The sequence below is a fragment of the Ruegeria sp. BH6 genome, assembly GCF_056538105.1.
This window is the reverse complement of record NZ_JBQFSR010000004.1, coordinates 81,149-94,105: the sequence shown is the minus strand read 5'-3', so window position 1 is coordinate 94,105 and position 12,957 is coordinate 81,149. Positions and strand designations below refer to the sequence as shown.

Genomic DNA, 12,957 nt, shown 5'->3' with positions numbered 1-12,957 from the left:
TAGAGTTTTATTCCTGTGGGGCGGCGGCGTTGCGGCCTGCCATTATGACGCTGATGGTATAGGCGGCTTCGGGGCGCAGACCGGCCAGAACACCAGCAGCCGCATCGGGCGGCATGCGAGACAGGAATCCGGCGGCAAAGCTTGGGTCCATCGTCTCAAACAACGCTGCGGCGTCCTTGGGTTTCATGCTTTGATAGACATCCGTCAGGCGCGTCAGATCGGTCTCGGCAGCTTTTTCGGCAATGGCGAGCGTCGCGCGCAGGGCCTCTTCGGCCTCTTGCAGGGCAACCAGTCGCATCTCGATCGCCTGATCGGCGATGGCCAATGCCTTTTCCTTGTCAAGCGCTGCTGCCTCGCGCTTTTTCAGCGCTTCTTCCCGGCGCAGCAGTTCGGTCAGCAGGACCTGTGCGCCGGGCAGATCGGCGTGTGCGTGTTTGACTTTGGGGGCATAGGGTTCGGCAGTTTTTGCCAACGCTGGTCCTGCTTCCAGCCCAAGACGAATCGCGGCAGACCCGATCATCAGCAAAGAGATGACGGCCAGCACGCCACCTTTTGGGCGCCTATCGGCTTTCTGGCGGGTCATGATGCGGCCTCACCCTGAGAGCGATCGTGGCGGAAGAACATCAAGCCGCCCGGCCGCTTGGCCGGTTCTGGGACGGTCGCGTCCTTATTCGGCTTCTCGGGCGCTTCGATCGTTTCAGCGACTTCATCCAACTCAGCCACGGCGGATTCCGCGTGTTCCTCGGGTGCGGCGCTGATATCTTCTTCGGGGTCGGCCGGCTGGTCGGGTTTGTCTTGCGATGGAACGACGTCGTGCATCGAGGCCATCATCAGCTCTAACCGCTGCGCCACCGATTCGGCCCGCTGTGTCAGCTCTTTCAATTCCGCACCGGACTGGTCCGAGGCTGCTCGTGCGGCACCCAGGGATTTCTTAAGCTCATCCGCCTGGGTCGACAGAACAGCAACCGCGCCGCCCACGCCTTTTTCCAGATCGGTGAAGCGTTTCAGCCGTCGGGACAGCACGAAACAATACAGACCCGCACCCAGCGCGCCGGCGACCAGCAAAATATCTGCAATCAGCTCCAATTTCGCCTCCTAGTTCAAAACGAATTCCATCACGAGAACGTCGCGCACGCGGCCTTCTCCGACGACGATTTCAATGCGGCGCAGCAGATGGCCGCGGATGCGCATCAGGGCCAGAGAATCTTCAAGGTCCGAGACTTCGACCGCGCGTAGATACCCGTTCAGGATGTCCATGATTCGGGGTTTCATCTTTTCGACATCGGCGGCGTATTCGCTGTTCACCTCAAGCTGAGCGTGAAATTTCAGATGCCGCGAATCGCCTGCGTTCACCGACACGATCACCGCCGGCAGATCGATGAATCCCACTTGCAGCAGGGCCTTTACAGCCTTGCCCTTATCCGTTTCCTTGACGTCTTCCATTGCGGGCTTGCCGCCAAAAGGAAGCAACCCGGAGGTGGTCAGGAAATAGCCACCAGCCGCCCCGGTCACGGCCAGAATCACCCCTATGATCATCCCTTTTTTCCCAGATTTTTCTGGTACTTCTGCCTGTTCTGCAGTCGCGTCAGTCATGACGTCCTCATTTGTCCGTTCTGCAATCGTCATAACCCGGCAGGGACTAACCGATTGTTAAGGGCAATCGTTCAAACAAGGGATGCGCCGGGCAGAATGTCGGCGAGTCGGAGGTGATCGTGCAGCAGATCGGAACTGTCTGGGCAAGTTTGGACAGGCGTAAACAAATCATCGTCGCCGGTGCAGTAGTGCTGGTTTTTCTTGGGGTCCTTGCGATGTCGCGACTGGTCACGGCGCCGTCGATGACCTTGCTTTATGCCGGGCTGGAAAGTGGCGCGGCGGGGGATGTCGTCCGCTCGCTGGATCAGCGCGGGGTGCCTTATGAGATTCGGGGCAGCTCGATCTACGTGCCCGGATCACAGCGAGATGAGCTGCGCATGACACTCGCCAGCGAGGGGATGCCCGCCAACGGCAATCAAGGCTATGAGCTGCTGGATTCACTTAGCGGGTTTGGCACCACCTCGCAGATGTTCGATGCCGCCTATTGGCGCGCAAAAGAAGGTGAGCTGGCCCGAACCATCGTTGGCAGCCCTCATGTCAGCCAGGCACGGGTTCATATTGCCAACGGATCGAACAACCCGTTTCAGCGCAGCGTGGCGCCGACGGCCTCGGTCTATCTGGTGCCGTCAGGGGCGCAGATCACATCCGATCAGGCCAAGGCGATCCGGTTTCTTGTGGCGTCTGCCGTCAGTGGTCTGGCGCCTGAGAATGTCACCGTGGTCGATTCGAACGGGGCGGTGATCGGCGCGCAGGAGACCGCAGTCGCTGCGGATACGGCAGATGACAAGGCGCGCCAGTTGCGCGAGCGTGTGATGCGATTGGTCGAGGCGCGCGTCGGCACGGGCAATGCTGTGGTTGAGGTCAGCGTCGACACCGTGACCAAGACCGAATCCATCCGCGAACGCCGTTTTGACCCCAATGGCCGCGTTGCCATCAGTACTGATGTCGAGGAACGATCGGACAGCGCCCGCAATCAATCCGCCGATGTCACCGTGGCGTCGAACCTGCCGGATGGCGATGGCGCGGGTGGGGACGAATCGAATTCGAACGCGACGCAGACGCGGGAACGGGTGAATTACGAGGTCTCGGAAACCGAATTGGAAGTCCACAATGCCCCCGGTGCGATCAAGCGTCTGACGGTTGCGGTTCTGGTCAACGGCACACGGTCCGTGGATGCGACCGGAGTCGAGACATTTGAGCCGATGCCCGAAACCGAGATGGAGGCCTTGAAGGAGCTTGTGGCTTCGGCCGTGGGGTTCGACGCCGAACGCGGGGACGTCATCACCCTGAAATCGCTGGACCTGCCGGTGGTAGAGCCGCAGGGCACATTGGCAGCGGTCTCGATCTGGCAAAAGGTTCATTTCGACGCGATGTCGCTGATCCAGATGGCAGTGTTGGCGATTGTCTCGCTGGTGCTTGGGCTCTTCGTGATCCGTCCGATCCTGACCAAACCGGCGATGGCCCCGGCCTTGCTGCCCGCCGGGGCACCTCCTGAGCCCGAGGCCATTCTGACCGGCGAGATAGCGACTGACGAAAACGGACAATTTAGCGCGCTGCCGGGCCAGACTGCCGCTGGCGACGTCCCGGCACTGGCCGCGCAGGCGGGCGCTGATCCGGTCGACCGATTGCGGGCTATGATCGGTGATAAACAGGAAGAGACCGTCGAGATCCTGCGCAGCTGGCTTGAAGAAGGTGAGGAGCGTGTCTGATGTCGATTGCTCATCTTCTTGAGGATTTCACGCTGCAAGCCGGGGGTGGCAAGCTGCACCTGCTGGACGAGGACGCGCTGGAGGAACAGCGGCTGGCAGCGTTCGAGCAAGGCTATAGCGCCGGTTGGGAAGACGCGCTTCAGGCGCAAGAACAAAGCCGAGGTCAGGTCTCAGACGGGCTGGCCAGATCGTTGGAGGACATGTCCTTTACTTATCATGAGGCTGTCACCCGCATGACATTGTCGCTGGACCCGATGTTCCAAAGCCTGGTGGACACTGTCCTGCCCGAAACGCTGGATCGCGGTTTTGCTGTCCGGTTGGCCGAACAGCTGACCGAAATGGCGCGGGAACAGATTGGCCAGCCGATGCAAATCTTCGTGCCCAAGGGCCGCGCGGCTGGGGTAGAGGCCCTGCTGCCGCAGGAACTGTCCTCACCCACTCGCGTGATCGAAGACCCCTCGTTAGAGCCAGGACAGGCCCGGTTGCAGGTCGGCACAACCCAGCGTGAGGTGGATTGCAGCGGTCTGCTCGCCGCGGTCGCGGGGGCATTTGACGCATATGTATTTGAGGCAAAAGAGGCAGTGAACCATGAATGATCCCCAAACTCCGAAACCCGAAAAAGCCAATCCGTTCGAGGCGGTTCCGATTGAAGTTACGGTTTCGGTCGGGCGTGCGCGTCCGCTGATCCGCGACCTGCTGAACATGGGTGAGAACGCCGTGCTGACGCTGGACAAGCGGATCGAGGACCCGGTCGACCTGTATGTCGGAGACCAACTGGTCGCCCGCGGCCTGCTGGAGGAGATGGAGGGCGATCAGGCCGGGCAGCTTGCTGTGCGCCTGACAGAGATTGCTGATTTGCAGCACGGGATCGGTTGATGCGGCTTCTGCTTTGGTTGGTTGTTGCGCTGGCGACGCTTTCCCCGTCTCTGGCTGCGGCGCAAGAGCTGTCGCTGTCATTGGGCGAGGGGGGGTCGATCTCGGCGCGGACCATCCAGCTGATCCTTTTGATCACGATCCTCAGCCTGGCACCTGGGCTGGCGATCATGGTCACCTGTTTTCCGTTTCTGATCACTGTTCTGGCCATTCTGCGTCAAGGGATCGGATTGCAGCAATCGCCACCGAACATGCTGATCGTCAGCCTGGCGATGTTCCTGACCTATTTCATCATGGAGCCCGTATTTTCCGAGGCCTGGGCCACCGGTGTTCGACCGATGGTCGAAGAAACCATGGCGGTCGAACCCGCGTTGCAGATTGCCATTCAGCCCTTCCGAGCCTTTATGACCGCGCGGCTGGACCCGGATACGTTTCACGCGATGGCGGCCTTGCGACCTGGCGGTGACGCTATCGCCCTGACGCCCGAGGCGCCGCTGTCGATCCTGATGCCGTCCTTCATGCTGTCCGAGATTGCACGCGCCTTTCAGATCGGCTTTCTGATTTTCCTGCCATTTCTGATCATTGATCTGGTTGTGGCGGCGGTGCTGATGTCGATGGGAATGATGATGGTGCCGCCTGCGACGGTATCGCTGCCATTCAAGCTGGCGTTTTTTGTTATTGCGGATGGATGGTCTCTGATCGCTGGGGCGTTGGTGCGCAGCTATATGACATGAGATATCACTGCCGGGTGATTTGCAACCGCGCACGCAAGCCCTGATCCCCGGCCTCGAAGCTGAGGGAGCCCCCATGCTGTTCGGCAATCGTAGCCACGATTGTCAGGCCCAGACCGAACCCGTCGGATGACCCGGTGTTCGACCCGCGCCGGAACGGTGCCATCAGGTTTTCGATATCAGTGACGGACAGATCGGCACCCTTGTCCTCGACCGTGATGGTCGCGGTGCGGGCGTCGGTTTCCAGCTGCACCTCGGCATGGCGGCCGTATTTCAGGGCGTTGTCGATCAGATTTGTTAACGCCCGTTTCAGAGAGATTGGCCGCCCCATCACCAGCATCCGCCGTGTCTCGGGCAAGGATCCATGCCCGCGTCGGGACATGAAGACCGATGGCGCGCCTTCGACTGCGACCGGGGCGATTTTCTTCAGGGTCACCGGCAGGTCCATGTCCTGATAATCAGCGACCACAGACTCGACCAGCGCGGTCAGGGAAATCTGACGGGGGTCTTCAACGCTGAGTTCCGAGCGTGTGTAAGTCAGCACGCTTTCGATCATGCCCGTCATCTGATCCACATCGGCCTCAAGCTTTTCGCGCAGTTCGTCATCGGCGATCAGGGCCGCGCGCAGGCGAACACGCGTGGCAGGGGTGCCAAGATCGTGACTGACACCGGACAGAACGGTAGCGCGTTTTTCAAGCTGCATGCGCTCTGCATCCAGATGGTCGTTCACGGCTGACACGATGTCGCGCAGTTCCGCCGGGCCGTCGGCATCATAGCTGCTCGGCCCGCCCTGGCGTTTGCGGCCGCGCAGGGCGTTGGAAAACCGGGTGAAACTGTCCGAGACATTGCCGATCGATGTCAGGATGACCGCCAAAGCCACGATGGCGGCCAGAATGGCGGGCAGGCGCAGGTCGCCAGGGGCGGCCTTGCAACCCCAGATATCGGTGCCGTCCACCTGCTGCCAGCCTCTGTGTCCGAACCGGGCGACCAGGATTGGCTCGCTGCAATAGGTGGCCAGAAGGCGGGTCAGATTGCCCATCTTCTCGGCCCCGGTCTGGTCAACGCGGGACAGAAGATCAGACACCGGATAAACCAGCCGGTCGGACATCACCGCCAGCGTCAGTTCGCGCCCGGCCAGGGGGGCGGTGTTGTCGGTCAGGATCGACAGGTTGGTGACAAAGCTGCGATCCGACAGGCCGGGCAGCTGCTCGAACCGCCCGGCATCGGCCAACTGCGCAGCTTCGGGGGACAAGGGGGTGATCGTGATCCCCGGCGGCGGGATTTTGCTGACCCGCAGCTCTTCATAGACGGAAAACCCTGCGACATAGGCGCGGGTTAGAAAGTTGTCCCAGGCGCGGGCCGAAGAAAACCACAGCCCGGCGGAGAGAAGCCCCGAGGCAAAGGCGGCCCCTGTCCAGATCCAGCCCAGACTGCGCAGGCGCGGGGCGCGTGTGGTCATGCGTCCTCTTCCACCGACACTTCGGCCGCAAAGACATAGCCGACCCCGCGTTCGGTACGCAGCATCTGCGGGTCTTTCGGGTTGACCTCGATTTTCGAACGCAACCGACCAACCAGCATGTCGATGGCCCGCCCTTGCGCCTCGGGTTTGTCGGCGCTGCCGGTGACGTCCAGCGCAGCGGCGATTTCATCCCGGGTCAGGGGGATATGCGGGTTGGCCAGCAAAACCTTGAGCAGCGCAGTTTCCCGTTGCGACAGAGGAACCAGGTAGCCTTCGGGTGAATGCACCTCATCCCGTTTGCCGTCATAGGCCCAGTCGTTGAAACGAAAGCTGTGTGTGCGGCGGCGATAGGCCAGCGACGGCGTACGCCGGGCGCGTTGCATCACCGCACGAACCCGCGCCAGCATCAGCTGCGGGTTGAAAGGCTTGGCGATATAGTCGTCGGCCCCGACCTCGTACCCCGCCATGCGCTGATGGTCGGCTGACAGGGCCGAAACCAGAATGATCGGCACGTCCTGTTCAGCCCGCAGGCGGGCGCAGATCTCGACTCCGTTCTCATCCCCAAGCATCACATCCAGCAGGATCAGGTCGATCCGTCCCGCTGTCAGATGGTTGCGGATTTCAGCCTCGGAACTGGCGGGCAGGGCGACGAACCCGTTCTGATGCAGGAATTGGGTCATCATCGACCGCATTTCAGGGTCGTCATCCACCACCAAAAGTCGCGGAATGCTCACGCGGTTTGTCCTCCCAGTTTCTGCTGCTCCGACATCATCCATTGTAACGAACGGAAACAGATTCAATGTCAACGTAACACGCTGTAACAAAAGCAGTGAATTTTTGGGTGGTTGCCGGGCTTTGGCGCGGATTCAGCGTTGCCAGATGGCGAACTGGTCTCAGAATAACGGGCATCGCTGCATCAGCAGTCACTAAGTTCTCTAGGGAGGAGACAGACAATGAAGCATTTTGCATTCGCCACCGTTTCGACATTGGCCGTTGTGGCCGGGTCGTCGGTTCTGGCCGAGCCACAGGCCGAGGTTCTGCATTGGTGGACGTCGGGTGGTGAGGCCAAGTCGGTCGCCGTACTGCAGGAAGAGTTCGCGTCGAATGGCGGAACCTGGACCGATATGCCGGTTGCAGGTGGTGGCGGTGACGCGGCCATGACCGCGTTGCGTGCCCGGGTGCTGGCCGGAAACGCGCCGACCGCAGTTCAGCTGAAAGGCCCCGCAATTCAGGAATGGTACGAAGAGGGCGTTCTGGCCGACATCTCATCCGTGGCCGACGCCGAAGGCTGGGCGGATGTGCTGCCCGCATCCATCGCAGGTCACATGAAGTGCGAGGGCACATGGTGCGCCGCACCAGTGAACGTACATCGCGTAGACTGGATCTGGGCCAATGCTGATGTTCTGGCCGCAAATGGCATCGAAATGCCGACCACCTGGGACGAGTTCAACGCTGCTGCTGATAAGCTGCAGGCTGCCGGTGTGATCCCGCTGGCCCATGGTGGTCAGTCATGGCAGGACGCGACCGTCTTTGAAACTGTGGTTCTGGGTATCGGCGGGCCCGAGTTCTTCCAGAAAGCGCTGGTCGATCTGGACCCGGAGGCGCTGACCTCGGACACGATGGTTCAGGTCTTTGATCAGATGCGTACCCTGCGCGGCTATGTCGACGAGAACTTCTCGGGCCGTGACTGGAACCTTGCCACTGCCATGGTCATGAACGGCGAAGCAGCCTTCCAGATCATGGGTGACTGGGCCAAGGGTGAGTTCCTGGCGGCCGGCAAGAAGCCCGGCGAAGATTTCCTGTGCGCCTCGACCCCCGGCGACGGCTATCTGTACAACGTTGACAGCTTTGCCATGTTCGACGTGGACGGAGATGACAAGAAAGCCGGTCAAGACCTGTTGGCCAAGCTGATCGTGGCGCCGAACTTCCAAAAGGTGTTCAATCTGAACAAAGGCTCGATCCCTGCCCGCACCGACGTGGCGCTGGATGATTTTGACATCTGCGCCAATCTGTCGGCTGAAGACATGGGCTCGACCTCGGACGCTGGTTCGCTGTTGCCGTCCTATGCCCATGGCATGGCGCTGCGCGGGTCGCAGTCCGGTGCGATCACCGACGTTGTGACCGCGCATTTTAACTCGGATATGTCCTCGGCTGACGCGGTTCAGCAACTCGCGGACGCGGTAGCAAACAGCTACTGATCCAATACGCTCTGCCCCCTATAATGCGGGGCAGAGCATCTTTCCCCGGAGGCTAAAATGTCCGAATGGCTGGAAAACCACCTGCCCAAGGTGGTGCTGGCACCGTCGTTCATCGCCGTATTGATCTTTGTTTACGGATTTATCGGATGGACCGCATGGGTGTCGCTGACACGATCTAAACTACTGCCGAAATATGAGATCAACGGGTTCATCCAATATGAGCGCCTGTTTGATTCACCCCGCTGGGATACGGCAATCAACAACCTGTATATCTTTGGCGCGCTGTTCATCGTGATTGCGATGGTGCTGGGCCTGTTGCTGGCCATCCTGCTGGATCAGAAGATCCGCGTCGAAGGTGCGATCCGGACGATTTACCTGTACCCTATGGCGCTGTCGATGATCGTGACTGGCACGGCTTGGAAGTGGATTTTGAACCCCGGGTTGGGCATTGAATCCATGGTGCAGGGTTGGGGCTTTCCGAATTTCGAGTTCGACTGGCTGGTGAACCCTGACTACGCGATCTATACGATCGTAATCGCTGCTATCTGGCAGAGCTCGGGCTTTGTCATGGCGTTGTTTCTGGCAGGTCTGCGGTCTGTGGATGGCGAAATCATCAAGGCCGCGCAGGTCGATGGTATTCCCACTTGGCGCATCTATACGGCGATCATCATCCCGTCGATGGCTCCTATCTTCCTGTCGGCGTTCATCGTGCTGGCGCACCTTGCGATCAAGAGCTTTGACCTGGTCATCGCCCTGACAGGCGGCGGTCCGGGCTACGCGACCGATCTGCCTGCCACTTACATGTATGCCATGGCGTTTTCGCGCGGCGATATCGGTCAGGCGGCATCCTCCGCGATGATCATGATGCTTGTCGTCTTTGCCATCGTGGTTCCCTATCTTTACTCAGAGCTGAGGGCGAAAAATGACTGATCTGTCGATGCCCCAAACCCAAACCCGCACCCAAAGCGCCACGGGCAAGATCGCCTTGCGCTGGTTGCTGTATGTCCTGCTGGGCCTGTTCGCGCTGTATTACCTGATGCCGCTTTTCGTGATGTTGACCACGTCGCTTAAAAGCCTTGAGGAAATTCGCACAGGCAGCCTGATCTCGCTGCCGCGTGAGGTCAGCTTTGACGCCTGGAAAACCGCGTGGTCCGGGGCTTGCACCGGTATCCAGTGTGAAGGGCTGCGGCCTTACTTCTGGAACTCGGTCCTGATCGCGGTGCCTGCGGTGGCCCTTTCGACCCTGCTGGGCGCGCTGAATGGCTATGTCGTGGCGCAATGGCGGTTCAAAGGCGCTAATATCATCTTCTCGCTGATGCTGTTTGGTTGCTTCATACCGTTTCAGGTTGTGCTGCTGCCGATGGCGCGTCTGCTGGGCATGATGGGGATCGCTGGGACCATTCCGGGTCTGATCTTCGTCCACGTGATCTATGGCCTCGGTTTCACCACACTGTTTTTCCGCAATTACTATGTCACCATTCCGGCCGAGCTGACCAAGGCGGCACGGGTCGATGGGGCCGGATTCCTGCGGATATTCTGGTCGATCTTCCTGCCGTTGTCGCTGCCCATCATCGTGGTGACCGTGATCTGGCAGTTCACGCAGATCTGGAACGACTTCCTGTTCGGCGTGTCGTTCAGCCAGGCGGGAACGCAGCCCGTGACCGTGGCGCTCAACAACATCGTAAACTCCACCACCGGCGTCAAAGAGTACAACGTCGACATGGCCGCCGCGATCATCGCGGGGCTACCGACGCTGCTCGTTTATGTCGTCGCCGGTAAGTATTTCATCCGCGGTCTGACCGCTGGCTCAGTGAAGGGATAACCCATGGCTCCCATTCTCGATATCAACAATCTGTACAAGAATTACGGCGCAACCGAGGTTCTGAAGGACATCAACATTTCGATCGAACCGGGTGATTTCCTGGTGTTGGTCGGCCCCTCGGGTTGCGGCAAGTCCACCCTGCTGAACTGTATTGCGGGGCTGGAGGAAATTACCGGCGGCACGCTGTCCATCGGGGGCAAGGACATGACCCATGTCAGCCCCAAGGATCGCGACATCGCGATGGTGTTCCAGTCCTACGCCCTGTACCCGACAATGTCCGTGGCCAAGAACATCACCTTTGGCATGAAGGTACGCGGGGTCGATCAGGCGACACAGGAGGCCAAGCTGAACGAGGTTGCCTCGTTGCTGCAGATCGAGCCGCTGCTGAACCGCCGCCCCAGCCAATTGTCAGGCGGTCAGCGTCAGCGGGTGGCGATGGGCCGGGCACTGGTGCGCGATCCCAAACTGTTTCTGTTTGACGAGCCGTTATCGAACCTTGACGCCAAGCTGCGGGTCGAGATGCGAACCGAGATCAAGAAACTGCATCAGACGCTGGATGCCTCGATCGTCTACGTGACCCATGACCAGATCGAGGCGATGACGCTGGCGACCAAGATCGTGGTTCTCAAAGGTGGAATCGTGCAGCAGATCGGCAGCCCGGCTGAAATCTACAACAACCCGGCCAACCTGTTTGTGGCTGATTTCATGGGCTCACCGGCGATGAACCTGATCCCGGCGCAAGCGTCCAAGACCGGCCCGGGCACGCAGATCGCCATTGCACGTGAAACGGGCGAGACACTGGTTCTGAACGATGCCCGCGATCTGTCACTGCCCGAGGATGTGATTTTGGGCCTGCGCCCCGAAGACATTGCCGAGGCCGGGTTCCGTGCCGGTGATGGTGTGCAAGAGGCCTCCTGTATGGTCGACATGGTCGAACCGGCGGGGGCTGATACTTATGTGGTCTCGGAACTGGGCGGCAAACAGGTCACTGCGCGGCTGCACGCGGAAACCAGTGCGCAGGCGGGCAAGATGTTGAACCTGGCCTTTGACATGAGCAAGGTGTCCTATTTCGCCAAGGAAACTGGCGAACGCCTGAACTAAAACCAAAAAAAGCGCCGCGCGAAACCAATCGCGCGGCGCTTTTTCATTTGTGAACCGGATCAGCTGAGCTTGTTTCGGCTCATATCCTTGATCAGGCGGTTCAGATCGCCCCCACGCGCATCCAGCATGGCGCCGACCTCGGTCCGTTCGGTCAGCAGCATGTTCACCCCTTCGATGAACATGTTGAAGAACTTGTCGCGGCCCGATTTGTCCGACACCAGGAATGTCACCTCAAACGGGGAAGACCCCTGCAACTTGACCGAGGTGCGCACCTCGTAGCCCGCCTTGATTTTGCGGGCATTGCGAACTGTGACTTGGCCACCAATGAACTCGCGGAAGCGGCGGCCATATTTGTTGGAAATATAGCCCTGAAACGCTTTGGTGAATTGCTTGATCTGCGAGGGGCTTGCTGAGCGGCCATCTGCCCCCAGCACATAGCGCGCCATGATCGGCACATCGGCATATTGCACGAAGATCTTTTCAAAATCGCGGATCATCGCCTTTTCGGATTTGCCCGAGGCGATCACGCGGTTGATATCGTCCACGACACTGACAACCAGTGCCTTAGCGCTGGCTTCGGTCTGTGCAAAGGCGGGCAGGGCGGTCAGCATCGCACTGGCCAGGCCAGTGGCGATAAAGCCGCGTCGGTTCAGATGGTTATTCGGCATAGGGGTCCTCGTAGGGGTCTAAGTAGGGGTCCCTGACTGGGTCAGTCCCGATATCTGCATAAGGGTCATCGTACAGACCCAGATAGGCGTCCTCATCGTCGCGTGCCAGTTCAAAGCGGCGGTTTTGGATGTAAATTGTCTGTGCCTGCGCATAGCTGTCGGCGCTTTCATACAGGATTGAATCCACCGTATCCGAGAACCGGCCCCGATCACCCATGCGGCGGACGACCTCGGCATATACGCCGATATTGTCCACCGGACGGACCGGTGTGAAATTGATCGGATTCGAGAATAGATTGACCACAACACCAATCGCATCCCGTTGGGTTGACGGGCCATAAAAAGGCAGCTCGACATAAGCGCCCTCGCCAACGCCCCAAACATGCAGGGTCTCGCCGAAATCGGTATCCACCGGCGGCAAGTTCAACTCGGCAGCGGGGTCAGACAGGCCCAAGCCGCCCACAGTGGTATTGACCACAAAGCGCAGCAAAGCGTTGCCGGATTGTTTGACATTGCCTTGCAACAGGTAGTCCAGCGCCTGCCCGGGCATCGTCAGGTTTTCGGCGAAATGGTTAAAGCTGGTCACCATCGGATCGGGTACGATCTTGACATAGCCTTTCGATGCCGGACGGAACAGAAACCGGTCAACGCCCAGGTTGAATTTGTGAATGCCCCGGTTGGTGTTCTCATAGGGATCGAACACCTCATTCGACGGGGTCCCCTCCGGCGGTCGCGTGGCGCAGGCGCTAAGGACCGCCATCACGGACAGGACGATAAGGTGCTTCAGGCGGGGTCTGCTCAAC

General features: G+C 59.7%; 15 protein-coding genes. 8 read left to right on the top strand and 7 right to left on the bottom strand.

The window, feature by feature from the left end:
- Positions 1–7: 7 nt before the first annotated feature.
- From ACR0B8_RS10800 to ACR0B8_RS10790, 3 genes are read right to left on the bottom strand one after another with little or no spacing between them, the layout of a single operon-like run.
- Positions 8–583 (bottom strand): MotE family protein, encoded by a 576-nt coding sequence (locus ACR0B8_RS10800; RefSeq protein WP_170360810.1) that lies wholly within the window; start codon positions 581–583, stop codon positions 8–10.
- The gene (locus tag ACR0B8_RS10795; RefSeq protein ID WP_170360807.1) at positions 580–1,086 is read right to left on the bottom strand and encodes a DUF6468 domain-containing protein; all 507 of its coding nucleotides are present in this window, start codon (positions 1,084–1,086) and stop codon (positions 580–582) included. The genes ACR0B8_RS10800 and ACR0B8_RS10795 overlap by 4 nt, the downstream gene beginning before the upstream one ends.
- A 9-nt stretch (positions 1,087–1,095) precedes the next feature.
- The gene (locus ACR0B8_RS10790) at positions 1,096–1,593 is read right to left on the bottom strand and encodes a flagellar basal body-associated FliL family protein (protein ID WP_480658555.1); all 498 of its coding nucleotides are present in this window, start codon (positions 1,591–1,593) and stop codon (positions 1,096–1,098) included.
- Positions 1,594–1,712: 119 nt separating this feature from the next.
- Between ACR0B8_RS10790 and fliF the strand changes: the two genes are divergently transcribed.
- From fliF to fliP, 4 genes are read left to right on the top strand one after another with little or no spacing between them, the layout of a single operon-like run.
- Entirely contained in the window at positions 1,713–3,302 is a 1,590-nt protein-coding gene (gene fliF, locus ACR0B8_RS10785) for a flagellar basal-body MS-ring/collar protein FliF (RefSeq protein ID WP_480658557.1), read from the top strand.
- Positions 3,302–3,898: a FliH/SctL family protein gene (locus tag ACR0B8_RS10780; RefSeq protein ID WP_170349746.1), complete on the top strand. Its 597-nt coding sequence runs from the start codon at positions 3,302–3,304 to the stop codon at positions 3,896–3,898. Before fliF ends, ACR0B8_RS10780 begins: the two co-directional genes overlap by 1 nt.
- Positions 3,891–4,178: a FliM/FliN family flagellar motor switch protein gene (locus ACR0B8_RS10775; RefSeq protein WP_170349747.1), complete on the top strand. Its 288-nt coding sequence runs from the start codon at positions 3,891–3,893 to the stop codon at positions 4,176–4,178. The genes ACR0B8_RS10780 and ACR0B8_RS10775 overlap by 8 nt, the downstream gene beginning before the upstream one ends.
- On the top strand, positions 4,178–4,909 hold the full coding sequence (fliP, locus tag ACR0B8_RS10770; protein WP_480658559.1) for a flagellar type III secretion system pore protein FliP: 732 nt from the start codon (positions 4,178–4,180) through the stop codon (positions 4,907–4,909). The genes ACR0B8_RS10775 and fliP overlap by 1 nt, the downstream gene beginning before the upstream one ends.
- A gap of 4 nt (positions 4,910–4,913) precedes the next feature.
- Here fliP and ACR0B8_RS10765 read toward each other — a convergent pair whose 3' ends face one another.
- A complete protein-coding gene (locus tag ACR0B8_RS10765; RefSeq protein ID WP_480658560.1) occupies positions 4,914–6,365 on the bottom strand; it encodes a sensor histidine kinase in 1,452 nt (483 codons plus the stop codon).
- Complete coding sequence (locus ACR0B8_RS10760; protein ID WP_170410803.1) at positions 6,362–7,099, bottom strand: response regulator transcription factor; 738 nt, start codon at positions 7,097–7,099, stop codon at positions 6,362–6,364. The genes ACR0B8_RS10765 and ACR0B8_RS10760 overlap by 4 nt, the downstream gene beginning before the upstream one ends.
- A gap of 219 nt (positions 7,100–7,318) precedes the next feature.
- On the opposite strand from ACR0B8_RS10760, the gene ACR0B8_RS10755 reads away from it, so the two are divergent.
- From ACR0B8_RS10755 to ACR0B8_RS10740, 4 genes are read left to right on the top strand one after another with little or no spacing between them, the layout of a single operon-like run.
- Positions 7,319–8,563, top strand: coding sequence for an ABC transporter substrate-binding protein (locus ACR0B8_RS10755; RefSeq protein WP_170349751.1), 1,245 nt, complete (start codon positions 7,319–7,321; stop codon positions 8,561–8,563).
- Positions 8,564–8,620: 57 nt separating this feature from the next.
- A complete protein-coding gene (locus tag ACR0B8_RS10750; RefSeq protein WP_170349752.1) occupies positions 8,621–9,493 on the top strand; it encodes a carbohydrate ABC transporter permease in 873 nt (290 codons plus the stop codon).
- Positions 9,486–10,385, top strand: a complete 900-nt coding sequence (locus ACR0B8_RS10745; RefSeq protein WP_170349753.1) for a carbohydrate ABC transporter permease — start codon at positions 9,486–9,488, stop codon at positions 10,383–10,385. The genes ACR0B8_RS10750 and ACR0B8_RS10745 overlap by 8 nt, the downstream gene beginning before the upstream one ends.
- Positions 10,386–10,388: 3 nt before the next feature.
- Positions 10,389–11,486 (top strand): ABC transporter ATP-binding protein, encoded by a 1,098-nt coding sequence (locus ACR0B8_RS10740; RefSeq protein WP_170349754.1) that lies wholly within the window; start codon positions 10,389–10,391, stop codon positions 11,484–11,486.
- A gap of 59 nt (positions 11,487–11,545) precedes the next feature.
- Here the strand turns inward: ACR0B8_RS10740 and ACR0B8_RS10735 are convergent, their stop codons facing one another.
- Both ACR0B8_RS10735 and ACR0B8_RS10730 read right to left on the bottom strand, forming a co-directional pair.
- Positions 11,546–12,154, bottom strand: a complete 609-nt coding sequence (locus tag ACR0B8_RS10735) for an MlaC/ttg2D family ABC transporter substrate-binding protein (protein WP_170349755.1) — start codon at positions 12,152–12,154, stop codon at positions 11,546–11,548.
- A complete protein-coding gene (locus ACR0B8_RS10730) occupies positions 12,144–12,914 on the bottom strand; it encodes an MlaA family lipoprotein (RefSeq protein ID WP_170361207.1) in 771 nt (256 codons plus the stop codon). The genes ACR0B8_RS10735 and ACR0B8_RS10730 overlap by 11 nt, the downstream gene beginning before the upstream one ends.
- Between the last annotated feature and the right edge of the window lie 43 nt (positions 12,915–12,957).